This is a genomic window from Leisingera sp., from assembly GCF_982940295.1.
The window spans coordinates 60,351-85,500 of the sequence record NZ_CEYXRG010000004.1; the positions used below are offsets into that span (position 1 = coordinate 60,351).

A 25,150-nucleotide genomic window follows, 5' to 3' on the forward strand; every position below is an offset into this window, starting at 1 on the left:
ACGCCCTTGCAGCAGCAGATAAGGCGAAAACGGCCACGGGCGAGGCCGGGCTACTTGAGGCGCGGCGGTTTATCGGGGTCGCTGCCCGGCGTCACCGGCGTGTACTCCTGCGGGGCTTGCGGCTGCGGCAGGTCAAAGCGCAGCCCTGCGCGGGCAAGCTTGGCCGCCGCCGGGTCCTCCGCTTCGAAAAACGCCACATCCATCGCCCCGGCCTCGATGCCGGAAAAGGTCAGCGCCTCACCGGCCGCCTTGGCGAGCGAGGCCTGCGCCGCCTCCTTGGCGCCGACAAAGCCCAAGAGATGCCCCTGCCCGCCGCCGGCATAGCGCACACCAGCCAGATAAGCCGCCGCCGCCAGCCCGCCCGCAGTGGCCAGCTTGGCATCCAGCGCCGTCAGCAGCGCCTCCGGCAACCCCTTGGGCGCCGTGAACATCTCCACCGCGGCCTCCACCTCATCCGGCGCGTGCCCCAGCGTCTGGTGCAGCCAGCCGACCGCCTCTGCCGGGATCAGAATGGCAGAGGGCGCCACCTCCAGGTTCAGCCCCAGGCCAATGCCCTGCCCGGCCAGCATCTGCGCAATCACCCGGCCTGACAGCGCCGCGTAAGGCACAGGTTTGCCTGCGAACTGCGCCAGCCGTTCCTCGCGGTCGAACACCAGCACAAAGGCCCCGTCCGGCGTCTCGAACAGCTCCGGCGAGATTTGCTCGCCCTCCGCCTCCGCCGCCAGCATCAGGAACAGCTCACAATCCGCCAGCCGCTCATAGAACCGCAGGCGCGCGGCATGATCGGCGGGTGCTGCCTCCATCGCGGCATGGGCCAGATCCAGCGGGGTTTCATCTGTCATCGCATCAGCTCCTTCACCCGGGCCTGCAGCACCGGCAGCAGCTCGGCCTCGAACCAGGGGTTTTTCTTCAGCCACCCGGTATTACGCCAGGACGGGTGCGGCAAGGGGAAGACCTGCGGCGCATGATCCCGCCAGCCGCGCACCAGCTCTGTCAGCGGCCCCTTCACCCCCAGGTGATAACGCTGCGCATGGGCCCCGACCAGCACCTTGAGCCGGACTTCCGGCAGCTGCGCCATCACCAGGTGATGCCAGGTCTTGCCGCAAATGGCAGGCGGCGGCAGGTCGGCTTTCTTGTCATTATAGCCGGGAAAGCAAAAGCCCATCGGAACCACCGCGACGTGGTCCTTGTCATAGAATTCTGCCTCCGAAAGCCCCAGCCAGGCCCGCAGCCGGTCGCCGGAGGGGTCGGTAAACGGCCTGCCGCTTTCATGCACCCGCGCCCCTGGCGCCTGGCCTGCGATCAGGATGCGGGCGGTGGGGCGGAACCAGACCACCGGACGGGGGGCGTGCGCGGTTGCGGTGGCGGCAAAGCGGTCGGCACAGAGCCGGCAGTTGCGAATCTGGGCCTTAAGCTTCCCGCTGCCGCTCATTGTTTCGCATCTGGAAACAGCCATCCACCGCTCCGCTTGTCCGGTTTGCCCTTAAAGACCCGCCCGGGACACCCGCTGACGGCTCAATTCGTTAAAACTTCGTTGAACATCTATGACACAATTCGACATAATAAGGTCAAATTCGCCACCTATGCCATTAACACTCTTTTGATAGGAAGAAGACGCGGGCACGCAAGAAAGCCTGCGCAGGACGAGGCAGATTGAGCCGGCCGCAGGGCCGCACGGGCAGTACCGGAACAAGCAATGCTTGAGTTTGAAAACGTCAGCAAGTCCTTCTGGACGGGAACCCAGCGCAAGGTGATCCTTGACCGCGTGTCGTTCCGCGTCGAGCCGGGCAAATCGCTGGGCGTTCTGGCCCCGAACGGCACTGGCAAGACCACGCTGATCAACATGATGGCCGGGCTGGAAAAGCCGGATGAGGGCGAGATCCGCCGCAACTGCAAGATTTCCTTTCCGCTGGGCTTCATGGGCGGGGTCATCAGCCGCCTGTCGGCGATGGAAAACAGCCGCTACATTGCCAAGCTTTACGGACTGGACCCGGATTACGTGGAGGCCTATTGCCGCTGGCTGTGCGGCCTCAAGGAGTATTTCGACCAGCCGATCGGCACCTATTCGGCGGGTATGCGGGCGCGGTTCAGCTTCTCGCTGATGCTGGCGCTGGATTTCGACATCTACCTGATCGACGAAGGCATGCCGAGCACCACCGACGTGGAGTTCAACCGCAAGGCCGGCGAGATCCTGCAGGAGCGCTTGCAGACCACCACCATTATCATCGTCTCGCACCAGGCCAAGACGCTGGAGAAATTTGCCCGTTCCGCGGCTGTCCTGCTGCAGGGACAGCTGCATATGTTTGACACTTTGGAAGAAGCGAAACAGCTCTATGACTACGAAACCGAGAGCTAAGAAGTTCCGCATCCGCCGCAGCACTGCGGCGGCCGGGGCCCGCGATGCCGGCACCTCTCCTGCGGCGCCGGGCGCTGCTGCAGCGGCCGGGCAGCCCCAGCCGGGCCAGCAGGCTGCCGCCGCCTCTGCCGTCCGGCCCGCTGCGGCCTCCTCTGCGCCGGCCAAGAACACCGCGACGGGCGGCACGCCGCTCTCCGGCATGGTCAGTTCCGCGCGCGAAACCAAACTGGAAACCGATATTGATGCGATCCGCCGCGAAGGGCTGACCGGCCGCCAGCTGCGCCTGGCCCGGCGCATGGCGCAAAAGCACAACCTGCCCGCCACCTCGGATTTTGAGGCGGTGCGGATGCTGCGCGAGCGCGGTATCGACCCGTTCCAGCGCACCAATATGCTGGAACTGGTGGTGCCCCAGAACAAGTCGCAGCCCGCAGGCACCCCGCCCGCGCCGGGCTCTGTGCAGCTGCCGCAGACCGTGCCCGCCGCCAACACCACCCTGCCCTCGACCGAGCTCAGCCCGGCTGAGCGGCGCAACCGCGAAATCCAGGAAATTCAGCGAGATATCGCGCGGCGCCGCCGCCGCAAGCTGTCGCTGCTGGCGGCGCGGCTGGCGTTCTTCGTGCTGCTGCCGACCCTGGCCGCGGGCTATTACTTCTATTCGGTGGCCACGCCGATGTATTCGTCGAAATCGGAATTTCTGGTGCTCAAGGCCGACAGCGCGGCCGGCGGCGTCGGCGGGCTGCTGTCCGGCACCCAGTTCGCCACCAGCCAGGACTCGATTGCGGTGCAAAGCTACCTGATGTCCAAGGAGGCGATGCTGCGGCTCGACCGGGAGGCGGGCTTCAAGGCGCATTTCACGCAAGACTGGCTGGACCCGATCCAGCGGCTGGAGAGCGCCCCCACCAACGAGGAGGCCTATGCCACCTACAGCCGCAACGTGAAAATCGGCTATGACCCGACCGAGGGCGTGGTGCGGATGGAAGTGTCCGCTGCCGACCCCGAAGCAGCAGCGGAGTTTTCGCGCAAGCTGATTTCCTATGCGCAGGAAAAGGTGAACAACCTGTCGCAGCAGAAACGCGCGGACCAGATGTCTGAAGCGGAAACAGCCCTCGCAGATGCAGAGGCCCAGCGCCGCGCCGCGCAGCAGCGGCTGGTGGTGCTGCAGCAGCAGGGTTCCGTGCTGGACCCTGAGGGCGTGGTCGCCTCCCTGCGCCAGCAGATCAGCACCTTTGAAATCCAGCTGGAGGAGAAGCGGCTGGAACTTGCCGCCTTGCAGGACAACGCCCGCCCCAACCGGGCCAAGGTCAGCGGTGCCGAGGCCGACATCCGGCGGCTGGAAGCGGTGATCAGCAGCCTCAACAACCGGATGGTCGATGCCTCGGCCGGCGAAAACTCGCTTGCCAACCTGCGCATCCAGATCCAGATGGCCCAGGCCGACCTCGCCACCCGCGACCTGATGCTGCAATCGGCCTTGCAGCAAGTGGAAACCACCCGGCTGGAGGCCAACCGCCAGGTCCGCTACCTGACCACCGCGGTGGAGCCGGTGCCCAGCGACGAACCCTCCTATCCGCGCAAGTTCGAGAATACCGTTTTGGCATTCCTGATCTTTTCCGGTATCTACCTGATGTGTTCGCTCACCGCGTCCATCCTGCGGGAGCAGGTGTCATCGTAAAGCCATCGGGTACCCATGAAAAACATCGATATCGCCGGCCTCACCATCGGCAATGACCGTCCGCTGACCATCATTGCCGGCCCCTGCCAGCTGGAAACCGCGGACCACGCCCGGATGATCGCAGGCGCCCTCAAGGAGGCCTGCGAGAAGGCAGGCGCCCAATTCGTGTTCAAGGCCTCCTACGACAAGGCCAACCGCACCTCGCTCTCCGGCAAGCGCGGGCTTGGCATCGACGAGGGGCTGAAGGTTCTGGACACCATCCGCAGCGAATTCGGCGTGCCGGTGCTGACCGACGTGCACACCGAGGCGCAATGCGCGGCCGCGGCCGAGGCCGTGGACATCCTGCAGATCCCCGCCTTCCTGTGCCGCCAGACCGACATGCTGCTGGCCGCAGGCAACACCGGCAAGGCGGTCAACATCAAGAAGGGCCAGTTCCTGGCGCCCTGGGACATGGCCAATGTGGTCGCCAAGGTGGAAAGCACCGGCAACCAGAACATCCTGCTGACCGAACGCGGCACCTCCTTCGGCTACAACACGCTTGTGGCCGACATGCGCTCGCTGCCGCAGATGGCGCAGGGCGGCTACCCGGTGGTGATGGACGCCACCCATTCCGTCCAGCAGCCCGGCGGCAAGGGCGGCTCCACCGGCGGCCAGCGCGAATTTGCCCCGCTGATGGCGCGCGCCGCTGTCTCGCTCGGCATCGCCTCCGTCTTCATCGAGACCCACCAGGACCCCGACAACGCGCCCTCTGACGGGCCGAACATGATTTACCTTGACCAGATGCCGCAGCTGATCGAAAGCCTGATGCGCTTTGATGCGCTGGCCAAGGCCGACCCCATCCGTATTTGATCCAGTAAAGAGATTTCAGACATGACCAAACCGCAGCCTGAGGTGACCCCGAACACCTGGAGCTTTCTGCGTGACGCGATGATCAAGCCCACCGGCTTTCGCGAATATGACGCCCGCTGGAAGTACCCGGAGGAGATCAACCTCCCCGGCATGACCGCCCTGGGCCTCGGCCTTGGCACCCAGATGCGCAAGCGCGGCATCGAACCGGTGATCGCGGTCGGCAACGACTACCGCGACTATTCGCTGGCGATCAAGAACGCCCTGATCCTGGGCCTGATGCAGGCCGGTATTCAGGTCAAGGACATTGGCCCGGCACTGTCGCCGATGGCCTATTTCGCCCAGTTCCATCTGGATGTGCCCGCGGTCGCCATGGTCACCGCCTCGCACAACCCGAACGGCTGGACCGGCGTCAAGATGGGCTTTGACCGCCCGCTGACCCACGGCCCCGATGAGATGGCAGAGCTGCGCGATATCGTTCTGAACGGCGAAGGCCAGCCCGCGCCCGGCGGCTCTTATGAGTTCGTGGAGGGCGTCAAGGAAGCCTATCTCGACGATCTGGCCGGCGATTTCAAAATGTCCCGCCCGCTCAAGGTGGTCTGCGCTACCGGCAACGGCACCGCATCGGCCTTTGCGCCGGAGCTGTTCAAGCGCATCGGCGTCGAGGTGGTGGAGAGCCACAACGAGCTGGACTACACCTTCCCGCACTACAACCCGAACCCCGAAGCCATGGAAATGCTGCACGACATGTCTGCCAGCGTGAAGGCCTCCGGCGCCGATCTGGCGCTTGGCTTTGACGGCGACGGCGACCGCTGCGGCGTGGTCGACGACGAGGGCGAGGAGATCTTTGCCGACAAGGTGGGCGTGATCATGGCCCGCGACCTGTCGAAACTGTACCCGAACTCCACCTTTGTGGCGGATGTGAAATCCACCGGCCTGTTTGCCTCCGACCCGGAACTGCAGAAGAACGGTGTGACGGCGGACTACTGGAAGACCGGCCACAGCCACATGAAGCGGCGGGTGAAGGAAATCGGCGCCCTGGCGGGTTTCGAGAAATCCGGCCACTACTTCCTGGCTGAGCCCGTTGGCCGCGGCTACGACTGCGGCATGCGGGTGGCGGTTGAGGTCTGCAAGATGCTGGACCGCAACCCGGACCAGTCGATGTCCGACCTCAGGAAGGCGCTGCCCAAGACCTGGTCCACCCCGACCATGTCGCCCTATTGCGCCGACACCGAGAAATACACCGTGCTGGAGCGGCTGGTGCAGAAGCTGGTGGCCAAGCACGAAGCGGGCGAACAGCTGGCAGGCCGCGCAATCAAGGAAGTCGTCACCGTAAACGGCGCCCGGGTGATCCTGGACAACGGCTCCTGGGGGCTGGTGCGGGCGTCGTCCAACACCCCGAACCTGGTGGTGGTCTGCGAAAGCTCCGAGAGCGAAGCCGAGATGCGGGCGATCTTTGCCGACATCGACGCGGTGATCCGCACCGAGCCGCTGGTGGGCGATTACGACCAGACCATCTGAGTTCGGCGCAAATGAGGGATTTCGCCTGCTTCGCAGGCGATCCGCGCCCGCCTTCGGCGGGCGCTTTTTTTCTGGGAAGCGATTTAAGCGCAGGTCTGCCCTTAAATGCGCCAATTCGAGTGCAAGGCGCCTGCAGCCGCGTCAAGGACACGCCGGGCTGTGCCCGGGGGCCTTCGGCCCTCCTTGACCCGGCTTGCGGCTGGGGCGCTCAGTTGCCGCCGAGCAGTTTCAACAGCTGGTCGCGGGCTTCCTGCTCGATGCGCTGTTTCAGCAGGTCGTTCAGATCCTGCTCAGGGGCGGTTTCCGGGGTCAGGTTCAGCTCCTCGCTGATCTTCTGGCGCACCCGGTCCTTGGCGCTTTGCTCCACCTCATCCACCCGCGTCTGCAGCGCCTGGCTCAGATCCGGGCGGATGTGCGGATCTTCCCACGGACCGGTGATCCGAACCGGAATGGTCAGCACCTGATCGCTCCCCGCCCGCACCAGCTGCGGTGTGAACAGATAGTCGATGTCGCGCGCACCCAGCCCGATCCGCCCTTTGCCATCGGCGCGGAACCCTTTGAGCAGCACCAGCAGGTCCTGGTTTCTGAGGTTGCCGCCCTCGATCGTGTAGCTTGCGGTCAGCTGGTCGAACACGGTGCTGCCGCCATTGCCGCCGGAGCGCATCAGCTGTTCCAGGTCAAAGCCGGTAAAGAACCCCTTGCCCGCTTCCAGCCAGCCCTTGCCGCTCAGCGACCGCATGATCGCGTCCACCGAATTGCCGGAGCCGAGGAACTCCAGCCCGCCCAGCGCCTCGCCGTTCAGGCGGCTGTAGCCCGCGGTCTCGCCCAGGGCGCGCTCCAGCCGGATACCGGTGAAGGTGAGGTTGCCGCCCACCGACAGGCCGTCGCGGTTGTTCGCCACAACCTGCCCCTGCACCTGGCCGCCGAACATTGATGCCGGCAGGAATTTCACCACCGCACGCTCGCGCTCGAGGCTCAGGTTCAGCTGGCTTGGCCCCAGTTTGACACTGCCGGTATCAAGGCTGTCAAAGGTCAGATCCACCCCGGCATCAGCCAGCCCCAGAGCCGAGGCGTCGATGCGCTGCTTCGGCCAGCCGTCCGCCGCCGCGCCGCGGCTGTCCGGCCCGCCAGCCCCCCCGAGGCCGGCGAAATCGAGCGCCCTGCCCTGCAACTGGGCGGTGATCTGCGGGCGCCCGGCAAACTCCACATCCGCCGCACCCGTCAGTTTGTTCTTGCCCAGCTCCACCGCCAGATCGCGCATCGAGAGGCGCCCGTCGGCGGTATAGGTCACATCGGCGCCAAGCACCGCCTTCTGCGCCAGCGCGTCGGGCAGGAACACCCCCAGCGCCAGCCCTGTTTGCAAGGCATCCTCAGCCCCGAAAGTCAGCCGCCCGCTGGCCTCGCCATTGATACCCGCGTGGCCATCAAACCGCCCCTTGCCGCCGGGCGCCGTCACCGTCGCGCCGACCGAGGACACCTCGCCCGCCAGAAACGCCGCAAAGGTGCCGATCTCCGCGTCGATCTCCACCGGCTCGCCCGCCGGGCGCAGCGTGAACTTGGCGTTCACCGTGCCGTCAAGCTCCGGCCACATCAGGCTGAGGTCGGCGTTCTTCATCTCCACCGGCTCTTCCCCATGCGCCGTGTAGCGCACGGAGGCCCCCGTCAGCTCCACCGCCTCGATCCGCAAGGACTGCCCGGCGCTGCCCGCGGACCCGGTGCCGGCCGCTGCCGCCCCGCCGCTGCCAAAGACCCAGTTGCCAACACCTTCCGCGTTGGTGGCCAGGTTCAGATGCGGCAGGATGGCAGAGACCTCGGTGACCCGCACATTGCCCTGCAGCAGATCCGCCGCCGCAACGCCGATGGTCACCCGCTCTGCCCGCAGCATCGGCTCCGGCCCGGCCCAGTCCGCATTGGACAGCGTCACCGCATCCGCCTTGACCCCCAGCGTCGGCCAGAAGGTAAAGCTCACCTTGCCGCCAAGCCCCAGCTGCCGCCCGGTCTGCGCCTCCAGCTGATCGGCGGCCAGCCGCGCGACCTTCTCGCCCGGCAGCAGCAAGACCAGCCCCGCCAGCAGCACCACCGTCAGAACCAGCGCCATCACGACCCGGATTATCAGCTTCATCGGCCCACTCCTCATGCCTTGTCCCCCTGTTCCCCGAGGGTCTTTTCCCCAGCTTACCTTTTGCGGAGAGGTGCGCAATGCAGGAAGCCCCCTGCCAACATAAAGCGTCATCACAATGCAGCAGGGGCCGCGAGGACAGGCTTCAGCCAGGCTTCGGGATGACAAGGGCCAGCGCTTCAACCTCGCACGCATCAATCGCTCTCGTCATGCAAATCGCTTTTGCCGCAGGCTAAGGGCTTTGGCGCACTGGCTTCCACACCTGACGGAGGGCAGCGCCTGACCTTGGGGAGGTGCAAAGCGCCTTCCCAGGGGGAAGGTCAGGCGCTGCCCGGCCTATCGTCCGGGCAAGGGGAAAATGCAGCCCCTGGTGCACAGGGGGGTGCACAGGCGGTGTACAGGGGGTGCACGCCTGGCACCCCGTTTTCCTTGCCTCCTGCCGCATTCCTGATATATGCGCGCGCATGACCAGTACCCCGCCCAGCAACCCGCCCAGCCTCCGCCCTGACCTAGCTCCGGAACCGCAGTTCCGCGAGATGCCCCGTGACGGCCAGCCGACCCTCGGCATGGTCTCGCTCGGCTGCCCCAAGGCGCTGGTGGACAGCGAGCGCATCCTGACCCGGCTGCGCGCGGAGGGCTATGGGATCTCGCCCGATTACGCGGGCGCCGATGCGGTGATCGTCAACACCTGCGGCTTCCTCGACAGCGCCAAGGCGGAGAGCCTGGAGGCCATCGGCGAGGCGCTGAAGGAAAACGGCAAGGTAATTGTGACCGGCTGCCTGGGCGCCGAGCCGGACTACATCCGCGAGCATCACCCGCGCATCCACGCGGTCACTGGCCCGCACCAGTATGAGCAGGTGCTGGACGCGGTGCATTCCGCGGTGCCGCCCTCTCCGAACCCCTACGTGGACCTGCTGCCCGCGGCCGGTGTGAAACTCACCCCGCGGCACTTCAGCTATCTCAAGATTTCAGAGGGCTGCAACCACAAGTGCAAGTTCTGCATCATCCCGGACATGCGCGGCAAGCTGGCGTCGCGCCCGGTCCACGCGGTGCTGCGCGAGGCGGAGAAATTGGTCGAGGCCGGGGTGCGCGAACTGCTGGTGATTTCGCAGGACACCTCTGCCTATGGGCTGGACCGAAAATACTCCGCGCATCCCTGGAAAGGCGCCGACGTGCGCAGCCATATCCAGGACCTCTCCCGCGAGCTGGGCAGGCTGGCCCCGGCGGATGAGCTGTGGGTGCGGCTGCACTATGTCTACCCCTACCCGCATGTGCGCGAGCTGATCCCGCTGATGGCGGACCCCGAGAACGCGCTGCTGCCCTACCTGGACATCCCCTTCCAGCACGCCCACCCGGATGTGCTGCGCCGCATGGCGCGGCCCGCGGCGGCGGCCAAAACGCTGGACGAGATCCGCGCCTGGCGCGCGACCTGCCCGGACATCACCCTGCGCTCCACCTTCATCGTCGGCTTCCCCGGCGAGACCGAGGCCGAATTCCAGCACCTGCTCGACTGGATGGACGAGGCGCAGCTGGACCGGGTGGGTTGTTTTAAATACGAAAACGTCGACGGCGCGCGGTCCAACGACCTGCCGGACCACGTTCCGGAAGAGGTGAAGCAGGAGCGCTGGGAGCGGTTCATGGAGAAGGCGCAGGCGATTTCCGAGGCCAAGCTGGCGGCCAAGGTCGGCCAGACTATGCAGGTGATAGTCGATGACATCGACGAAGACGGCATCGCCACCTGCCGCACCAAGGCCGACGCGCCCGAGATCGACGGCAACCTGTTCATTGATGAGGGGACAGAGGGCCTGCAGGCCGGTGATCTGGTGACGGTCGAGGTCGACGAGGCCGGGGAATATGACCTGTGGGGCGTTAGATCCTACTAGGTGAAAGTTCGAATTCAGTCATGTTTCAGCCGATCGAACTCCAGCCTTTTATCTCTGATTGGGACACCAACAAAGGAAACTCTGAGAGCTATAGCGTTGGGTACGATGCATTGCTGGCTTTCGGTTCGGAAGTTCATGACAAGGCAGGCATGCTCGTCTTGGCACACGCCGTTTATGGCTGGATGCCGACAATCCTGAAGTCATACAATTTGGACGGCCTTTGTGTTGAGGACATCCGCGGCGGTTTCCTCCCAGAAAAGCCAACGCTAAATAATTCTTGGGTTGGAACGTCCAAAATGTTCCACTTTCTCGCTCCCGATGTCTGGCCAATTTGGGACAGCCGTGTCGCGTTGCATTTTGGTTTGCCACGCAGTGACCAGCATAATCGACGCGATGTGTATCAGGATTATTCGGAGTTCATGCGTGTTGAGGCCCAGTCGCGCAAGAACCCGACAAAGTACAGCAATCTGCGGTTTCTGGAGTTGTGCTTATTTTCGGCTCGCCCCGTAGAAAACGAGACCGAGGAAGCCGCACGCCTTCCTAGCGCCTGACCCTGCGCGGGTGCGAAGCGCCCTCTCCGTTTTGCCGTAGGCAAACCTACGGCTTGACGTGAGGGTCGGGCACTGCCCGCGCTTTGCGCGGGCTTTGGGTTTACTCCTCCCCTCGCGGCAAATCCCTGCTACGCTCTTCCCCAACCGCAACAAGCCAGGGAGAGCCCCCAGCCATGACAGAGACACCGGACATCGCCCAGAAAGCCCCCTTCCCCGTCGAGGTGACGGAGGGAAAGACTTACTTCTGGTGCGCCTGCGGCAAGTCCTCGCGGCAGCCGTTCTGCGATGGCTCGCACAAGGACACGGAGTTCGAGCCGGTGAAATACAAGGCAGAGAAAGACGGCAAGGTGTTCTTCTGCGGCTGCAAGCATTCGGGGAAGAAGCCGCTGTGCGACGGCACGCATTCAAAACTGTAGGGGATCAGGCCTGAGCGCCCGAACAGCAGCAGACCGCCACGCAAGCCGGGCTTGCGGGGCGGGTCTGTTACGGGGTCAGGGCATCAGCCGCTTGAACAGGTCTGCGCTGGGGCAGAAGTCCGGCACCGCGGGCGTGTCATCGCGGCGCGACGAGATCCACAGGGCGCAGGACTTGCTGCAGCCCGCGCCGCGGCAGGAGGTCACCATCCGGGCGTAGTCCAGCCCGTTCAGCCGTCCGGCCTTCATTTCGCGGTCCAGGTCGATGCCCGCCGCCTCTGCCACCGCGCGCAGCAGCCACATGTGGCGGAAGATATTGCCCAGACCCTCGGCCTCCGCTGTCATGTCCTTCATCAGGCGAGGTCCTTCAGCTGCATCAGCGCGTCCGCATTGCGGCAGCCTGGCATCGGCGCGTCCGCGCGCTCATGGGCGGCCAGGAAGGCCTCGCATTGATCCGGCACCGCGCAGCCGCGGCAGCGGGTGATCATGGCGGCCCAGTCCTCGTGGCTGATCTTGCCTGCTGCGAAGGCGCCGGTCAGATCGGCACCTGCGGTGTCGCCCATCCGGGTCATCAGCCGCAGATGGTAAAGGGGATCCCCCAATGGCTGCATCTCTTGAACTCCTATTGAATTCCGGGCCAAGCGCCGGGGCGTATCAGGCCTGCTGCTCGTTCAGGTAGCCGAGCAGGTCGCGGTTGCGGCAGAAATCCGGGGCGTCTGCCCCGGGGCGCAGGCCCTCGGCCAGCCATTTGCGGCAGGCGCCGACGCCGCCGCAACGCGTGCAGCGCAGCACCGCCTCGGCGATCTCGTCGAACCGCAGGGTGCCCGCCACCGCCTCTTCTTCCAGATCCAGGCCGACGGTTTCGGCCATCCGGTCAAACAGCTCGGCGTGCTTCTTCAGGTCAGCATGGGTGGTCATCGCGCTCTCCCGGAATCATTTATTCCGGGTGCAGCTTAGCCGCGGGCGCGGAGGGAGAATTTGACTCAGGTCAAACGGGATAGAAATTATAACGTTTTCGCGCCAAGGTGGTCGAGATAGGCTCGCACCGCATCCTGCACCCGGCGGAAGCGGTCGCCGCCCAGCTTCTTGCCGCCGTACCAGCGCGTTACGATGATAACGTGATCCTTGAGGCCCTCGCGCTCCATCATCCGCAGGATCACCATCCCCGCCCCGGACTCGCCGTCATCGGCCTTGAGCCCGCCCGCGGGCAGCATCGCCGCCCAGGTGTTATGGGTTGCCTTGGCATAGGACCGGTCGGATTTCAGCTCTGCCAGAACAGCATCCACCTCCTCGCGCGAGGCGGCCGGCGCGCCAGTCACCGCATAGCGCGAGCCGCGGTCGGTCAGGACCACGCCCAGCATCGTCAGCTCAGGCGCGGCCTGTCCCCTAGAGGCCATGCTCAGTTCAGCCCATAGCGGTCGATGGTTGCCTGCACCACCCGCACCCGGTCGGGGTTGGCGGGGTGCGTGCCCAGGAAACGGTCGCCGGGATCCGGCAGCCGGTTGAAGAAGCGCACGCCGATGCTGGGGCGGTAACCGGATTTATGGGTAATGATGGTGCCCAGTTCATCCGCCTCCAGCTCAAAATCCTTGGAATAGGTGCGCGCGCCGACAAAGCCGCCAAGGTCCTGCGCTGTCGAAACGCTGGACGATCCGCCACCCGCCAGTGCGGTGATCAGGCCGGCGCCGGCGCTCACCAGTGCAGAGTTCTGCGCCTGACGTGCCAGGTGGCCGCGGATGTGGTGGGCGGCCTCATGCGACATGACAAAGGCAAGCTCGTCATGGTTGGCGATCTGCCCCAGCATCCGCTGGGTGAAGGTGATCACCGGGCGGCCATTGCGGTCGAGGCTCTGGTAGGCGTTGGGTGCTGCGTTCGGGTTGGGGTCAATGCGGATCAGGAAATCGCAGTTCAGCCCCTGGGTGCGGCTGCGGCACTCGCGCTCAGCCACCGGCTCCACCCGCCGCGACACGGAGGCAAATGCGTTGCGCGCCTCGCCGGGGGCCATCCCCTGCACCCGCGGCGCCTGAACGACCGGCGCGGACTGCGAGGCGGGCTCAATCGCCACATTACAGGCGCTGACAGCAAGGGCAAACAGACACAGAAAACGGCGCATGGCAGATCCTTTTGCAATTCGCCGCCAACATACCGCGCAAGCCCGGGGGATAGCAATTGCGGCGGCGGCGGAAGATTGCCGTTACATTGGTACGATAGCGAATGTTTGCAAGGTCTTGCCAGCAGGCAGGCCGCAGTGGCAGGCTGGTTCCATGTTTACAATCGAACATGAATTCGACTCGACGGTTATCACCCTGGTGGATGAGGGCGGCGCCCCCCTTGCCGAGGATGTGACCATAAATTCCTTTGCAGAATGCGTCACGGTCGAACAATACGACCCGCGCACCGACAGCGTGCAGAAAATCACCCTGTCGCATCTTCAGGTGCGCGACCTGGCGGCGGCGCTGGACCTGCCCGAAGGGGTCTACCGCCTGGTGGGCGGCGAAGACGGGGAAGACTAGGCGTCAGCCCGCTCCCTGATAGACAAAGACCTTGTCGCGCGAGGCTGCGCCGCGGCGCAGCTCCAGGCCCGAGGGGGCCGTTCCCATGGCCGTTGCCAGCAGCTGGCGGATCGCCTCATTCGCCTTGCCGTTCTCCGGGGCTGCGGTGACGGAGATTTTCAGCACACCCTCAGCCTGCACGATTGAATTGCGCGCCGCCTTCGGCGCGGCCCGCACCGGAATTTCCGTTCCCGGCATGCGCAGATGGCTCAGATCCGGCAGGTCTTTCTTCTTTGGCTTTCCCATATGGCCACACATGCCCTGTGCAGGCGGCAAAAGCCATAGACTTTGGCCGCCCGGCGCAGCTATCACCCCAGCAGCGAAACCCAGCCCTGCTGCCTCTGCAGCACAGATGCAGCGCGCAAGGCCCGTTGGCTCTTGAAAAAACGCCCATGCCTGCCGAGATAGGCAGCAACAGATGTAAAAAGGTTTCACATATGCCCGCACGCAATGACGCTGCCCTTGAATTCCTGCTGTCGCGCCGCTCGCGCCCGGCCAAAACGCTGGTGGCCCCGGCCCCCACGCGCGAGGAGCTGCGGCCGATCCTGACCGCCGCCGCCCGCACGCCGGATCACGGCAAGCTGGAGCCCTGGCGCTTTATCGTGGTGGAAAAGCCCGCCATGGCACGGCTGGCCGCCCTGTGCGAGGACACCGGCACCCGGCTGGGCAAAAGCCCCGAGGACATCGCCAAGGGCCGCAGCCAGTTCGACCTGGGCCAGCTTGCCGTTGCGGTGGTCGAGGTGCAGACCGACAGCCCCAAGGTGCCCGCCATCGAGCAAAGCTACTCCGCCGGCGCGGTGTGCCTGTCGCTGCTCAACGCGGCGCTGGCGGCCGGCTGGGGCGCCAACTGGCTCAGCGGCTGGGCCAGCCATGACCGCGGCTTCTGCGAGGCCGCCTTTGGCCTGGCAGAGAATGAGCGCATTGCCGGCCTCATCCACATCGCCACCGAAAGCACCGCCCCGCCCGAGCGCCCGCGCCCGGACCTTGACGCAATCACCACCTGGATGAGCGCATGATCTTTACCGCCTTTTTCAAGACCCTTGGCCAGACCGGCGATCCGCGCTTCCGCAAGGTGCTGTTTCTGGGCCTGGGCCTGACCGTCGCCCTGCTGATCGCCGCCTACGCGGGCTTTCTGGTGCTGATCCAATGGCTGGTCGGCCCCGAAGCGACGGTGCCGGTGCTGGGCGAGATCACCTGGCTCGATGATCTTCTGTCCATCGGCTCGCTGCTCCTCATGCTGCTGCTGTCCGTCTTCCTGATGGTGCCGGTAGCCTCGGCGATCACCTCGATGTTCCTGGACGAGGTGGCGCAGGCGGTGGAGGACAAGCACTACCCCGCCCTGCCGCCCGCGGCCAAGGTGCCGTTCTGGGATGCGGTCAAGGACACGGTGAATTTCCTCGGCCTGCTGATCGGGGCCAATATCCTGGCGCTGTTCCTCTATGTGCTGTTTCCGCCTGCGGCGGTGTTCATCTTCTGGGGGCTGAACGGCTTTTTGCTGGGGCGTGAATATTTCACCCTCGCCGCCGCCCGCCGGGTGGGCACGGCAGAGGCAAAGAAGCTGCGCCGCCGCCATGCCACCACGATCTGGGCGGCCGGCACGCTGATGGCGATGCCGCTGTCGGTGCCGCTGGTGAACCTGGTGGTCCCGATCCTGGGGGCCGCAACCTTCACCCACCTCTACCACGCGCTGGCCCGCAGATAAGACGGGCCGCGCGCCCCGGCCGCAGCCGGGTCAAGGCCGGCTTGAGCCGCCGCGCGGCACGCGCGGTTCAGCCTTGACGCGGCGGAGGACGGAATACACTGGAATAGGCGCCTTGAGGGGCAGACCTGCCCCTCAAGCGCTTCTCAGCAAGCTTTCCAACATCAAAACCGGAACCCTGCCCCGCCCCAGCCCGCCTGGGCTGGCCGCAACCGCGCCGCGCCCCAGCGCGGCGCCACGCCCAACCGGCACGCAGGCATGCCAATGCCTCCCGGCCGGGCGGGAGAACTTCTTCCATTTTAGAAAAAGAGACCGGCGGCCTCACTCCCGCTCGGGCAGCATCCCCATCCAGTCGAAGTCCCGCACCGAGATCACGCCGGAAAAGATGATGCCGGCAACAATCGCCCAGATCACCGCAGCCACCCCGGTGGTGATCCAGGCTTTCTGCTTCAGGTAATGGTTCTCGGGCGCGCCCGCATGGGTGCCCGGCACCACGTCGCCCTTGTCGCCCTGGGTTTCCAGCCGGATCGGAATAACCACCAGAAAGGTCATGAACCAGATCACCGCATACAATACGATCGCTGATGTAATGCCCATGGCTCCGGCTCCTCTGCTTTGCCCTGCCCCGCAGCCGGGGCAGGACGCTCATAGCGTCAAACTTCCTCGAGTTCCACTAGGCAGCCGTTGAAATCCTTGGGATGCAGGAACAGCACCGGCTTGCCATGCGCGCCGATCTTCGGCTCGCCCGTGCCCAGCACCCGCGCGCCTTGCGCCTTCAGATGGTCACGCGCCGCCAGGATGTCCTCCACCTCATAACAGACATGGTGGATGCCGCCTGCCGGGTTCTTCTCAAGGAAGCCGTTGATCGGCGAGTTCTCCCCCAGGGGATACAGCAGCTCGATCTTGGTGTTGGGCAGTTCGATGAACACCACGGTCACCCCGTGATCCGGCTCATCCTGCGGCTCCCCTACCTTGGCGCCCAGCGCGTTGCGGTACTGGGCCGAGGCTGCCTCCAGGTCCGGGACAGCAATGGCAACATGGTTCAGACGGCCAATCATATTTGGTGTGCTCCTCTCACAATCTTTCCTCGCATCCGGTTATGCGGCGGATGCTGCGCCGCGGCAAGTGCGCCATTGCGCACGGGGGCCTCCGGACGCGGCAGCGCACGCGCTGTTAACCGGGTGTTAGCCTAGAGTTCCTAGCGTCGGTCCATATCCCGCAAGGAGGATACGTTATGGACGATTCGGAACTGTTTGCTGCCGCTCAACGCCTGCCCACCACCCGGCGCCCGCTGCTGGGGCTGACCATTCTGGTTGTCGAGGACAGCCGCTTTGCCTGCGAGGCGCTGCGGCTCCTCTGCCTGCGCAGCGGTGCCCGCATCCGCCGGGCCGATTGCCTGAAATCCGCCCGCCGCCACCTGCAGGTCTACCGCCCCTCCGTGCTGATTGCCGATGTCGGGCTGCCGGATGGCTCCGGTCTCGATCTCATCCGCGAACTGGCGGGGGCCAGCCCGCGCCCCAGCGTGATCCTGGCCACCTCCGGCGACCCCACGCTGGAAGCCGCTGCGATTGAGGCCGGCGCTGCCGGCTTCCTGGAAAAGCCGATCACATCGCTGGCCGCCTTCCAGCAGGCGATTCTGTCGAACCTTCCCGCCGACCGCCAGCTGGCCGGCCCGCGCGCCCTGGATGACGAGACGGTAGAGCCGGATTTGCTAGCTTACCGGGACGACATGGCGCACGCCGCGGACGTGCTCAGCATGTCGCAGGAAGAAAAAACCCTGGCCTATCTGGCGCAATTCCTGGGCGGCGTCGCCCGCAGCGCCGGCGACCGGCCGCTTGCGGATGCGGCGGACCGGCTGGACAGCGCCCGGCAAAAAGGCAAGCCGCTTTCGCAGGATACCGCCGCACTGGCCGGCCTGGTTCAGGAACGGCTCGACCGCCGCGCGGCGATCTGACATGGCAGAGGTTTTCCTGATCACGCTCGCCACGCTGGTCATCGTGCTGTACGGGCAGACCCGGCTCGACGCGCGGGCAATCCGCCGCAACCGCGGTCAGACGGACAACCGCCCGCTGATTATCAGTCAGCCAAACCGCTGACCGGGATCCGCCCGCCGGGCTTTCGCTGGCTCTGCCGGCTGCGGTTCAAATTGCCACGCAGTTGCCGATGCAACAAAGCGCCCCTGGCGCTGGCGTCCCGGTTTTCCCCCTGCGCCGCCTTGGTCCCCAGCAAACCCCGGATCGTCAGCCCAGACGTCCCGTTCCATGCCCCGCCCCTGCAGCAACGCAGGCGAACCGGCAGTTCGATTCTCCGGCAGCATGGTGACGTCCTGAGACCCTAAGTCCAGCCAAACGCCCGCTACGTCGCCGCTTCCTCCGATTGGATTGCGCGCAGGTGGTTGCGGCCCCGCGTCCGCTGCCCATCTCTGCCAGCAGATCACGCGCCGTCTGAGCGATCTTTCAGCCAGCCCTTTCCGGTCCTCTCCCGCGCCCGCGGCAGCGCGGCCAAGGCCGCACCGCTTGGCGGGCTGGGGCCCGGCCCCCCCGCCGGCGGGGCCGGGCCCAACGGCTCAGGTCATTCCGCGAATGATCTGAGCGGGCGGGAGCAGCCGGCTGCTATGCCGGACGCACCGGGCAGCGGAGTACACGCCCGCAGCCGGAGCGGGTCACCTTTGTCAGCGGCGCGGGAAGACCCGGCAACCGGCCGCTACAGCAGCAGTCCCGGATCGTCCTCCATCGCAAGCCCCGGGAACACTGCCGCTTCAAGCCCGCTTCTCTGCGCGCCTGCAAGCCCGTGCAGCAGCCAGGCGAGGTAGCGGCGCACATCCGCGGTCGGCATCAGGTCGCGCCGGTCATAAAGGTCGGCCTCCGCCAGCCCCGGCCAGCGCCCCAGCACCCGGCCGCCGCGGACAGCGCCGCCCGCCAGCAGCATCGCGCCGCCAGTGCCGTGGTCGGTGCCGCCGGTGCCGTTCTCCCGCACGGTGCGCCCGAATTCTGTCACCGCCGCAACAGCGGTCTTGCCCCATATCTCCGGCCCTACGCCGCGGCGCAGCTCCAGAACCGTATCGGCCAGCCGCCCCAGCGCTGCCTTCAGACCGCCCGCCTGGCGGTAATGCGTGTCCCAGCCGTTGATCGAGAACGCCGCAATCCGGCTGTCGCCCCGCAGCTGTTCGGCGGCATAGGCGGCAATGGCGGTATGCGCCTTGCCCTTCGGCGTCTTCATCATCTCCATCATGCCGCTGTCCGCGCTGCCGCCGCCGCCATCTTCAAGACCCAGGGACATGTCCTGACGGGTCAGCTCCAGCGCCTCGTTCAGCGCCGCGTGGAACAGCGGGTCGTCCTCCATCAAAAGCGCCGCCAGCCGCTCCGCCTGCGGGCTCATCGCCAGCCCGGCCCCGGGCGCCCATTGCGACACCGGCGCAGCACCCTCCAGCAGCAGCATCCGCTCCTGGCCGATGGCAAAGGCGGTGCGCGCATCCGTCCCCGGCGTCTGCTGCAGCAGCCGGTTCAGCCAGCCGTCCCGCGCCTCGCCCAGCCCGGCGGTGCCCGCCTCCAGCAGGTCCTGCCCGTCGAAGTGGCTGCGCCGGTCGCGATAGGGTGTGGAGACCGCGTGCACGAACCCAAGCTCGCCCTTGCGCCACAGCGGCAGCAGCGGCGCCAGCGCCGGGTGCAGGGCGTAAAAGCCGTCAAGATCGGCAGCCCCGGCGGCGGGCCCGCCCGACAAGGTCTGCCGCAGCCCGGCAAAATCCGGGTCGCCATAGGGCTGCACCACATCCAGCGCGTCCATGCCGCCGCGCAGGATAATCACCACAAGCCGCGTGTCCCAGGGGGCGGCCGCAAAACTGACTGGCGTGACCAGCGGGCTGGCCGCCAGCGAACAGCCCAGCAGGGCGGAGCGGGTCAGGAGAGATCGGCGGGTCAGCTGCATCGGATGGCCTCCTGCTAGCGGCGCTGAAAGGCGGGAGAGGCCAGGATGAGCCCGACCGCCTCGGCTTCGGTTTCGGCGGCACGGGCGGCAAACATCACCCGCTCATTGGCAAAGCCGCCCAGCGCCGCAGAGGCAAAGCCGCGCGGATCGGGCAGCGGCTGCGCAAGCCGCCGCGGGGCCGCCATCGCCCAGCGCAGACGGGCGGCCAGAGCCTGCGGCGTCACCCACGTGGCGTCTTCTTCCGGCCAGCCGTCCGGCCCGCCGGAAAACTCCCAGCGCTGTCCCATCGGCGTCAGCGGCGCCAGCAGCAAACGGTTCACCTGTCCCGGCCTGAATCCCGCAATCCGCGCTTCAGGCACCGCCAGCGCCCGGCAGGCCGATGCCACATAATCAAACGGCGGCTTCACGTTGCGCAGCTGCGGCTCCCAGGCGGCCGGATGCTCCAGCAGCGCCGCATAGACCTGCATGAGGTCGCCGCCGCTGCCCTGAAACCGCGCTGCCACATGGGACACCAGCGCCGGATCCGGCGTGTCGGAGACGAAATGCACAGCCAGCTTGCGGGCGATATGCTGCGCGGTGACGGGATGGCGGGCCAGATCGCGCAGCGCGCTCAGCACCTGCTCCAGCTGCGGCTTGCCGCCGCCATAGGTGTTCCCCAGCACGGTTTCCGCCCCCGGCTCCGCCATCCCTGGGTGAAAGACAAACTGGGCTTCCTTGGACACGGTCAGACCGGTGAACAGTTCCGCAAGCTGGCGCACATCGGTCTGGCTGTAGGGCCCGTCCACCCCCAGCGTATGCAGTTCCAGCACCTCCCGGGCCAGGTTTTCATTCAGCCCGCTCAGCCGCTTGCGCCGCGCGGCGGCGCGGCTGCCCGGCCCGACAGAGCGGTTCTGGTCCAGGTACATCAGCATCAGCGGGCTGGTGGCAGCAGCGATCAGCAAATCCTCGAAACGGCCGCTGAGATGCGGCCGGATCACGCTCTCGGCATAGGGCGCGGCCAGCACCCGGGTCGCTCCCGATTTCCCTTGCGCGGTGAAATGGTCCGCCCAGAACAGCACCAGCCGTTCGCGGAACCCGTCGCGGGTATGGACATGGCGCAGCAGCCGCTGGCCGTGCCATCCGAAACGGGTGTGGTTCTGCAACCGGCGGAAGTCCTTGAACGCCTTGTCCGCGGCCTCATAGCCGGGCTTGCCGTCTTGCCGCTTGCGCTTCCGCCGCAGCCGCCGGTACGTCGCAGCGCCCGAGACCGCGTCTTCCAAAGGGGTGACCGGAAACCGCTGCGCCATTTCGTCAGGGCCCCGCAGACGGCTGAGCATCTCATCCGCCGATGCCGGAGGCGCAACCGCCGGCGACAGCCCGGCGCCAAAGCGGATCTCGGCCAAGTCTCCGTCAAATTGCATCGCCCTGCTCTCTCCCTGCACTGCCGGCCCTGCACAGCCGCCCTGCCCGCAGGTTAGAGCATTGCCGCCCTGCCCCACAGGTGATTTTCAGGTGATACGCGGTTCATCGCGGTTTCCGTCGCCTGCCCGGCGGAATTCCGGCAGAGCGATTCCCCGCGCATCGCGCACGCCGGATTTCCCGGGAAACTCTGCACCAGCACGGCGGCAAAAGAAAAGGCCCGGGCGAATACCCGGGCCTCCATCAAAGCTTGTGAACGGTTTACTGATCCTGCGGGATCACGCGCAGGCCCAGTTCCATCAGCTGTTCGGCCATCGGCTCAGACGGCGCAGCCATCATCAGGTCTTCGGCGCGCTGGTTCATCGGGAACATGATGACTTCGCGGATGTTGGCCTCGTCGGCCAGCAGCATCACCATGCGGTCGATACCGGCCGCGCAGCCGCCGTGCGGCGGGGCGCCGTACTGGAAGGCGTTGACCATGCCGCCAAAGCGCTTGCGCACTTCTTCCTCGCCGTAACCGGCGATTTCAAAGGCCTTGAACATGATCTCCGGCTTGTGGTTCCGGATCGCGCCGGAGACCAGCTCATAGCCGTTGCAGGCCAGGTCGTACTGATAGCCGGTCACAGCCAGCGGATCGCCTTCCAGCGCTTCCATCCCGCCCTTCGGCATAGAGAACGGGTTGTGGTCGAAGTCCAGCTTTCCGCTCTCCTCGTCCTCCTGGTAGATCGGGAAATCCACGATCCAGGCAAAGGCAAAGCGGTCCTGCTCGGTCAGCCCCAGCTCCTCGCCGATCACGTTGCGCGCCTTGCCCGCCACGGTCTGGAATGTCTTGGGCTTGCCGCCGAGGAAGAAGGCGGCATCGCCCACGCCCAGTTCCAGCTGCTGGCGGATCGCCTCGGTGCGCTCGGGGCCGATGTTCTTGGCCAGCGGGCCCGCGGCTTCCATGCCGTCCGCGCCCTCGCGCCAGAAGATGTAGCCCATGCCCGGCAGGCCCTCTTTCTGGGCGAATGCGTTCATCCGGTCGCAGAACTTGCGGGAGCCGCCGGTGGGCGCCGGGATGGCGCGGATTTCGGTGCCTTCCTGCTCCAGCAGCTTGGCGAAGATCGCAAAGCCCGAGCCGCGGAAGTGGTCGGAGACCACCTGCATCTTGATCGGGTTGCGCAGGTCCGGCTTGTCGGTGCCATACCACAGCGCCGCGTCCTTATAGGAGATCTGCGGCCAGGTCTGGTCCACCTTGCGGCCGCCGCCGAACTCCTCGAATACGCCTTTCATCACCGGCTCGATGGTGTCGAACACGTCCTGCTGGGTGACAAAGGACATCTCCATGTCGAGCTGGTAGAAGTCGGTGGGCGAGCGGTCGGCGCGCGGGTCCTCGTCGCGGAAGCAGGGCGCGATCTGGAAATACTTATCAAAGCCCGACACCATCATCAGCTGCTTGAACTGCTGCGGCGCCTGCGGCAGCGCATAGAACTTGCCCGGGTGCAGGCGCGACGGCACCAGGAAGTCACGCGCGCCTTCGGGCGAGGACGCGGTGATGATCGGGGTCTGGTATTCGTTGAAGCCGATGTCCCACATGCGGCGGCGGATCGAGGCCACCATGTTGGAGCGCAGCAGCATGTTCTTTTGCATCTTCTCGCGGCGCAGGTCCAGATAGCGGTAGCGCAGGCGGGTTTCCTCCGGGTATTCCTGGTCGCCGAACACCATCAGCGGCAGTTCCTCGGATTTGCCCAGCACCTCCAGGTCGCGGATGAAGACCTCGATCTCGCCAGTCGGGATCTTGGGGTTCACCAGGCTCTCGTCGCGCGCCTTCACCTCGCCGTCGATGCGGATGCACCATTCGCTGCGGACCTTCTCGATTTCGGCAAACACCGGGCTGTCCGGGTCGGCCATGACCTGGGTCATGCCGTAATGGTCGCGCAGGTCGATGAACAGCAGGCCGCCGTGGTCGCGGACGCGGTGGACCCAGCCCGACAGGCGGACGGTTTCACCCACGTTGGATTTGTTCAGTTCGGCGCAGGTATGGCTGCGGTAAGCGTGCATCGGTTGACCTTTCGTTATACCGGTCTTGTGCCCGGGCGGGCCGTCGTTCGGGAGATGCGCACGGAAACGGCGCGGAATTCGTCCGGGGTGGTACACAAGTTTGCGGCTCAGTTGTCAAGCAAACAGGGCCATTTCCGCCCCGGCAGCGGCCCGGTTTTTGCCGGTTCCGCCTGCTGACGGCGTCAAGGCTCCCGCCCCTTGCCCGCCCCGCCGCTGCGCGGCCCGGCGGCAAGCGTTGGGCCCGGCGCCCCCCCAGCCGCGGGGCGCCGGGGGCGTTTCGCCGCTACACCAGCCGGGCCGGGATCAGCCCGCGCAGGGAATTGCCCATGTGGAGGGCTTGCGCGTTCTGCAGGTCGTCGAGGCTAAGCACAGCTTCCACGCACTGGCCGCTTTCCAGCATCACCTGCCGCAGGATGCCTGGCAGCAGTCCGCAGCTCAGCGGCGGCGTCACTACCTGCCCGTCCGCGCAGGTGACAAAGAGATTGGTGATCGTGCCCTCGCACAACTCCTCACGCTCGTTCAGGAACAGCAGCTCCTCCACCCCGTCAGGCAGGTTTGCCCGCGCCTCGTCGTATAGCGCGCGGCGGGTGGTCTTGTGCTGCAGCCAGAGGTCCCCGGCCTCCAGCCGGGTATCCGCGATGCCCAGCCGCCATTCGGCAGGCGTGCGGCCCAGCGGCGCCGTGGTCAGCGCCAGCCGGCCATCCGCATCCAAGGTCAAGCGGCAGCGCAACGGCGCATCGCCTGCGGCTTCCGCCAGCACTACCCGCGCCTGCTCTGGATCGAAGGGAATCCCAAACGCCGAAGCGCTGCGCTCCATCCGGGCCAGATGCAGCGGCAGATGCCGGAACCCCTCGCCCGGGTGCCAGCCCAGCGTTTCGATCAGGCGGAAAGCGGGATCGTTCTGGAGGGCGTCACGCGGGCGAACCGGGCTTTCCATAGCGCTTCCTCATATTCCGATTCCGCGGTGCTGTCCCAGACCACGCCGCCGCCCACGTTGAGCGTCGCGCGGCCCTTGTCCAGCATCAGCGTGCGGATGGCCACGTTGAACTCCGACGATCCGTCCGGCGCCGCCCAGCCGATGGTGCCGCAGTAGATGTCGCGCGCCCAAGGTTCCAGCTCCGCCAGGATCTCCATCGACCGGATCTTGGGTGCGCCGGTGATGGAGCCGCAGGGGAACAGCGCGGTGAAAATATCCGCCAGCCCCGCATCGGGCCGCAGCTTCGCCCGCACCAGCGACACCATCTGATGCACGGTGGCATAGCTTTCCACCGCAAACAGCTCCGGCACATGCACCGAGCCGGTTTGCGCCACCCGGCTGATGTCGTTGCGCAGCAGATCGACGATCATCAGGTTCTCGGCGCGGTTCTTCTCATCCTGGCGCAGGAAGTCGCGGCGCCGCGCATCCTCCACCGGATCGTCGCTGCGCGGCTGGGTGCCCTTCATCGGGCGGGTCTCAATGACGCCATCCGCACCGGTGCGGAAGAACAGCTCCGGCGAGCGCGACAGCAGGTCCGGCAGGCCGTCCTGCTGGACCAGCGCGCCGTAGCCCACAGCCTGCCGGGCCTGCAAGGCGGCATAGAGCTCCTCAGTGGTGCCATAGGCCACGGCATCAATCGGGAAGGTCAGGTTGGCCTGATAGATATCACCCCTGCCGATGTTGCGGTTCACCTCGGAGAAAGCCTCGGCGTAGCGGTCATAGGTCCATCGGGGTGTGATGCTTTCTAATCCTGCATCGCCCGGCGGAACGCCGGGCAGCGCCCGTCCGCCCCCCTGGGCGGGCGCTATCGCTTCCGCCCGCGGCCGGGCACCGCCCTCAGTGGCAAACTGGGACGGTTCCGCATAAACCCCAAAGCAGATCAGCGGCAGCCGCCGCCCCGCGGGCATCCGCCCGGCCAGTTTCGGCTCCAGCGCATAGCCCAGCTCATAAGAGGCATAACCCGCCAGCCAATGCCCGGCATCGCGCGCCGCATCCAGCGCGGCCAGTGCAGCGGGCACCTCTTCCGGGCCGTCCGCGCGGATCACACGCAGCGGCTGGTCGAAACACGTGCCGGCCCCCTTGGGCCCCTGATCAAAGCGAATCCGCACCGCAATTGACTCCCCGAGGTCTTGGCCCCCACATATATCTGTTCGCTATGCGAACAAAAGAGGCGGATGCGGCATTTTCAAATCCGTTTCCGAT

General features: G+C 66.1%; 28 protein-coding genes. 12 read left to right on the forward strand and 16 right to left on the reverse strand.

Features of this window, described 5'->3' with window-relative positions; translation table 11 throughout:
* Positions 1-50: 50 nt before the first annotated feature.
* Positions 51-842: an SseB family protein gene (locus tag AC4HIX_RS05075; RefSeq protein ID WP_490398145.1), complete on the reverse strand. Its 792-nt coding sequence runs from the start codon at positions 840-842 to the stop codon at positions 51-53.
* Positions 839-1,456 (reverse strand): uracil-DNA glycosylase family protein, encoded by a 618-nt coding sequence (locus AC4HIX_RS05080; RefSeq protein WP_490398146.1) that lies wholly within the window; start codon positions 1,454-1,456, stop codon positions 839-841. The genes AC4HIX_RS05075 and AC4HIX_RS05080 overlap by 4 nt, the downstream gene beginning before the upstream one ends.
* Before the next feature lie 240 nt (positions 1,457-1,696).
* Here AC4HIX_RS05080 and AC4HIX_RS05085 point away from each other — a divergent pair, with 240 nt between their 5' ends.
* From AC4HIX_RS05085 to AC4HIX_RS05100, 4 genes are read left to right on the forward strand one after another with little or no spacing between them, the layout of a single operon-like run.
* Positions 1,697-2,356: an ABC transporter ATP-binding protein gene (locus AC4HIX_RS05085; protein ID WP_475050764.1), complete on the forward strand. Its 660-nt coding sequence runs from the start codon at positions 1,697-1,699 to the stop codon at positions 2,354-2,356.
* Positions 2,334-4,025 (forward strand): KpsE/RkpR family capsule polysaccharide export protein, encoded by a 1,692-nt coding sequence (locus tag AC4HIX_RS05090; protein WP_490398147.1) that lies wholly within the window; start codon positions 2,334-2,336, stop codon positions 4,023-4,025. Before AC4HIX_RS05085 ends, AC4HIX_RS05090 begins: the two co-directional genes overlap by 23 nt.
* A gap of 15 nt (positions 4,026-4,040) precedes the next feature.
* Positions 4,041-4,874 carry a 3-deoxy-8-phosphooctulonate synthase gene (gene kdsA, locus AC4HIX_RS05095; RefSeq protein WP_490398148.1) on the forward strand — a complete coding sequence of 278 codons (834 nt, stop codon included), beginning with the start codon at positions 4,041-4,043 and terminating at the stop codon, positions 4,872-4,874.
* 21 nt (positions 4,875-4,895) lie between these two features.
* Positions 4,896-6,392, forward strand: coding sequence for a phosphomannomutase/phosphoglucomutase (locus tag AC4HIX_RS05100; protein ID WP_490398149.1), 1,497 nt, complete (start codon positions 4,896-4,898; stop codon positions 6,390-6,392).
* A 208-nt stretch (positions 6,393-6,600) separates the two neighbouring features.
* Here the strand turns inward: AC4HIX_RS05100 and AC4HIX_RS05105 are convergent, their stop codons facing one another.
* Complete coding sequence (locus AC4HIX_RS05105; RefSeq protein WP_490398150.1) at positions 6,601-8,514, reverse strand: AsmA family protein; 1,914 nt, start codon at positions 8,512-8,514, stop codon at positions 6,601-6,603.
* 461 nt (positions 8,515-8,975) lie between these two features.
* Between AC4HIX_RS05105 and rimO the strand changes: the two genes are divergently transcribed.
* The 3 genes from rimO to AC4HIX_RS05120 all read left to right on the forward strand — a co-directional run bounded on the left by rimO (position 8,976) and on the right by AC4HIX_RS05120 (position 11,361).
* On the forward strand, positions 8,976-10,394 hold the full coding sequence (gene rimO / locus AC4HIX_RS05110) for a 30S ribosomal protein S12 methylthiotransferase RimO (RefSeq protein ID WP_490398151.1): 1,419 nt from the start codon (positions 8,976-8,978) through the stop codon (positions 10,392-10,394).
* A gap of 20 nt (positions 10,395-10,414) precedes the next feature.
* Positions 10,415-10,945 (forward strand): hypothetical protein, encoded by a 531-nt coding sequence (locus tag AC4HIX_RS05115; RefSeq protein ID WP_490398152.1) that lies wholly within the window; start codon positions 10,415-10,417, stop codon positions 10,943-10,945.
* Between the two features lie 173 nt (positions 10,946-11,118).
* Entirely contained in the window at positions 11,119-11,361 is a 243-nt protein-coding gene (locus AC4HIX_RS05120) for a CDGSH iron-sulfur domain-containing protein (protein WP_490398153.1), read from the forward strand.
* A gap of 75 nt (positions 11,362-11,436) precedes the next feature.
* Here the strand turns inward: AC4HIX_RS05120 and AC4HIX_RS05125 are convergent, their stop codons facing one another.
* From AC4HIX_RS05125 to AC4HIX_RS05145, 5 genes are all read right to left on the reverse strand, one after another.
* Positions 11,437-11,712, reverse strand: coding sequence for a DUF6455 family protein (locus tag AC4HIX_RS05125; RefSeq protein ID WP_490398154.1), 276 nt, complete (start codon positions 11,710-11,712; stop codon positions 11,437-11,439).
* Positions 11,712-11,969 carry a DUF6455 family protein gene (locus AC4HIX_RS05130; protein WP_475050743.1) on the reverse strand — a complete coding sequence of 86 codons (258 nt, stop codon included), beginning with the start codon at positions 11,967-11,969 and terminating at the stop codon, positions 11,712-11,714. The genes AC4HIX_RS05125 and AC4HIX_RS05130 overlap by 1 nt, the downstream gene beginning before the upstream one ends.
* 43 nt (positions 11,970-12,012) lie before the next feature.
* Complete coding sequence (locus tag AC4HIX_RS05135; protein WP_490398155.1) at positions 12,013-12,276, reverse strand: DUF6455 family protein; 264 nt, start codon at positions 12,274-12,276, stop codon at positions 12,013-12,015.
* Positions 12,277-12,362: 86 nt separating this feature from the next.
* Positions 12,363-12,755, reverse strand: coding sequence for a YigZ family protein (locus AC4HIX_RS05140; RefSeq protein WP_490398156.1), 393 nt, complete (start codon positions 12,753-12,755; stop codon positions 12,363-12,365).
* A gap of 2 nt (positions 12,756-12,757) precedes the next feature.
* Positions 12,758-13,471, reverse strand: coding sequence for a M48 family metalloprotease (locus AC4HIX_RS05145; protein WP_475050737.1), 714 nt, complete (start codon positions 13,469-13,471; stop codon positions 12,758-12,760).
* 151 nt (positions 13,472-13,622) lie between these two features.
* On the opposite strand from AC4HIX_RS05145, the gene AC4HIX_RS05150 reads away from it, so the two are divergent.
* Positions 13,623-13,871 carry a DUF8831 family protein gene (locus tag AC4HIX_RS05150; protein ID WP_421054140.1) on the forward strand — a complete coding sequence of 83 codons (249 nt, stop codon included), beginning with the start codon at positions 13,623-13,625 and terminating at the stop codon, positions 13,869-13,871.
* A gap of 3 nt (positions 13,872-13,874) precedes the next feature.
* Here the strand turns inward: AC4HIX_RS05150 and AC4HIX_RS05155 are convergent, their stop codons facing one another.
* Complete coding sequence (locus AC4HIX_RS05155; RefSeq protein WP_490398157.1) at positions 13,875-14,156, reverse strand: DUF167 domain-containing protein; 282 nt, start codon at positions 14,154-14,156, stop codon at positions 13,875-13,877.
* Positions 14,157-14,347: 191 nt separating this feature from the next.
* Here AC4HIX_RS05155 and AC4HIX_RS05160 point away from each other — a divergent pair, with 191 nt between their 5' ends.
* Together AC4HIX_RS05160 and AC4HIX_RS05165 are read left to right on the forward strand one after the other, a co-directional pair.
* Complete coding sequence (locus AC4HIX_RS05160) at positions 14,348-14,926, forward strand: nitroreductase family protein (RefSeq protein WP_490398158.1); 579 nt, start codon at positions 14,348-14,350, stop codon at positions 14,924-14,926.
* Complete coding sequence (locus AC4HIX_RS05165; RefSeq protein ID WP_475050721.1) at positions 14,923-15,612, forward strand: EI24 domain-containing protein; 690 nt, start codon at positions 14,923-14,925, stop codon at positions 15,610-15,612. Before AC4HIX_RS05160 ends, AC4HIX_RS05165 begins: the two co-directional genes overlap by 4 nt.
* A 318-nt stretch (positions 15,613-15,930) precedes the next feature.
* Here the strand turns inward: AC4HIX_RS05165 and AC4HIX_RS05170 are convergent, their stop codons facing one another.
* Together AC4HIX_RS05170 and mce are read right to left on the reverse strand one after the other, a co-directional pair.
* A complete protein-coding gene (locus AC4HIX_RS05170; RefSeq protein WP_490398159.1) occupies positions 15,931-16,206 on the reverse strand; it encodes a DUF1467 family protein in 276 nt (91 codons plus the stop codon).
* Positions 16,207-16,262: 56 nt separating this feature from the next.
* A complete protein-coding gene (mce, locus tag AC4HIX_RS05175; RefSeq protein WP_008557322.1) occupies positions 16,263-16,667 on the reverse strand; it encodes a methylmalonyl-CoA epimerase in 405 nt (134 codons plus the stop codon).
* 176 nt (positions 16,668-16,843) lie between these two features.
* Here mce and AC4HIX_RS05180 point away from each other — a divergent pair, with 176 nt between their 5' ends.
* Together AC4HIX_RS05180 and AC4HIX_RS05185 are read left to right on the forward strand one after the other, a co-directional pair.
* The gene (locus AC4HIX_RS05180; protein WP_490398160.1) at positions 16,844-17,563 is read left to right on the forward strand and encodes a response regulator; all 720 of its coding nucleotides are present in this window, start codon (positions 16,844-16,846) and stop codon (positions 17,561-17,563) included.
* Position 17,564: 1 nt separating this feature from the next.
* Complete coding sequence (locus AC4HIX_RS05185) at positions 17,565-17,705, forward strand: hypothetical protein (protein ID WP_475050714.1); 141 nt, start codon at positions 17,565-17,567, stop codon at positions 17,703-17,705.
* A gap of 607 nt (positions 17,706-18,312) precedes the next feature.
* Here AC4HIX_RS05185 and AC4HIX_RS05190 read toward each other — a convergent pair.
* From AC4HIX_RS05190 to AC4HIX_RS05210, 5 genes are all read right to left on the reverse strand, one after another.
* Positions 18,313-19,533, reverse strand: a complete 1,221-nt coding sequence (locus AC4HIX_RS05190; RefSeq protein ID WP_490398161.1) for a DUF1501 domain-containing protein — start codon at positions 19,531-19,533, stop codon at positions 18,313-18,315.
* A gap of 14 nt (positions 19,534-19,547) precedes the next feature.
* Positions 19,548-20,933 carry a DUF1800 domain-containing protein gene (locus tag AC4HIX_RS05195; RefSeq protein WP_490398162.1) on the reverse strand — a complete coding sequence of 462 codons (1,386 nt, stop codon included), beginning with the start codon at positions 20,931-20,933 and terminating at the stop codon, positions 19,548-19,550.
* Between the two features lie 259 nt (positions 20,934-21,192).
* Positions 21,193-22,971, reverse strand: coding sequence for an aspartate--tRNA ligase (gene aspS / locus AC4HIX_RS05200; RefSeq protein ID WP_490398163.1), 1,779 nt, complete (start codon positions 22,969-22,971; stop codon positions 21,193-21,195).
* A 283-nt stretch (positions 22,972-23,254) separates the two neighbouring features.
* Positions 23,255-23,908, reverse strand: a complete 654-nt coding sequence (locus AC4HIX_RS05205; RefSeq protein ID WP_490398164.1) for an aminotransferase class IV family protein — start codon at positions 23,906-23,908, stop codon at positions 23,255-23,257.
* Positions 23,851-25,056: an aminodeoxychorismate synthase component I gene (locus AC4HIX_RS05210; RefSeq protein ID WP_490398165.1), complete on the reverse strand. Its 1,206-nt coding sequence runs from the start codon at positions 25,054-25,056 to the stop codon at positions 23,851-23,853. The genes AC4HIX_RS05205 and AC4HIX_RS05210 overlap by 58 nt, the downstream gene beginning before the upstream one ends.
* Positions 25,057-25,150 lie beyond the last annotated feature (94 nt).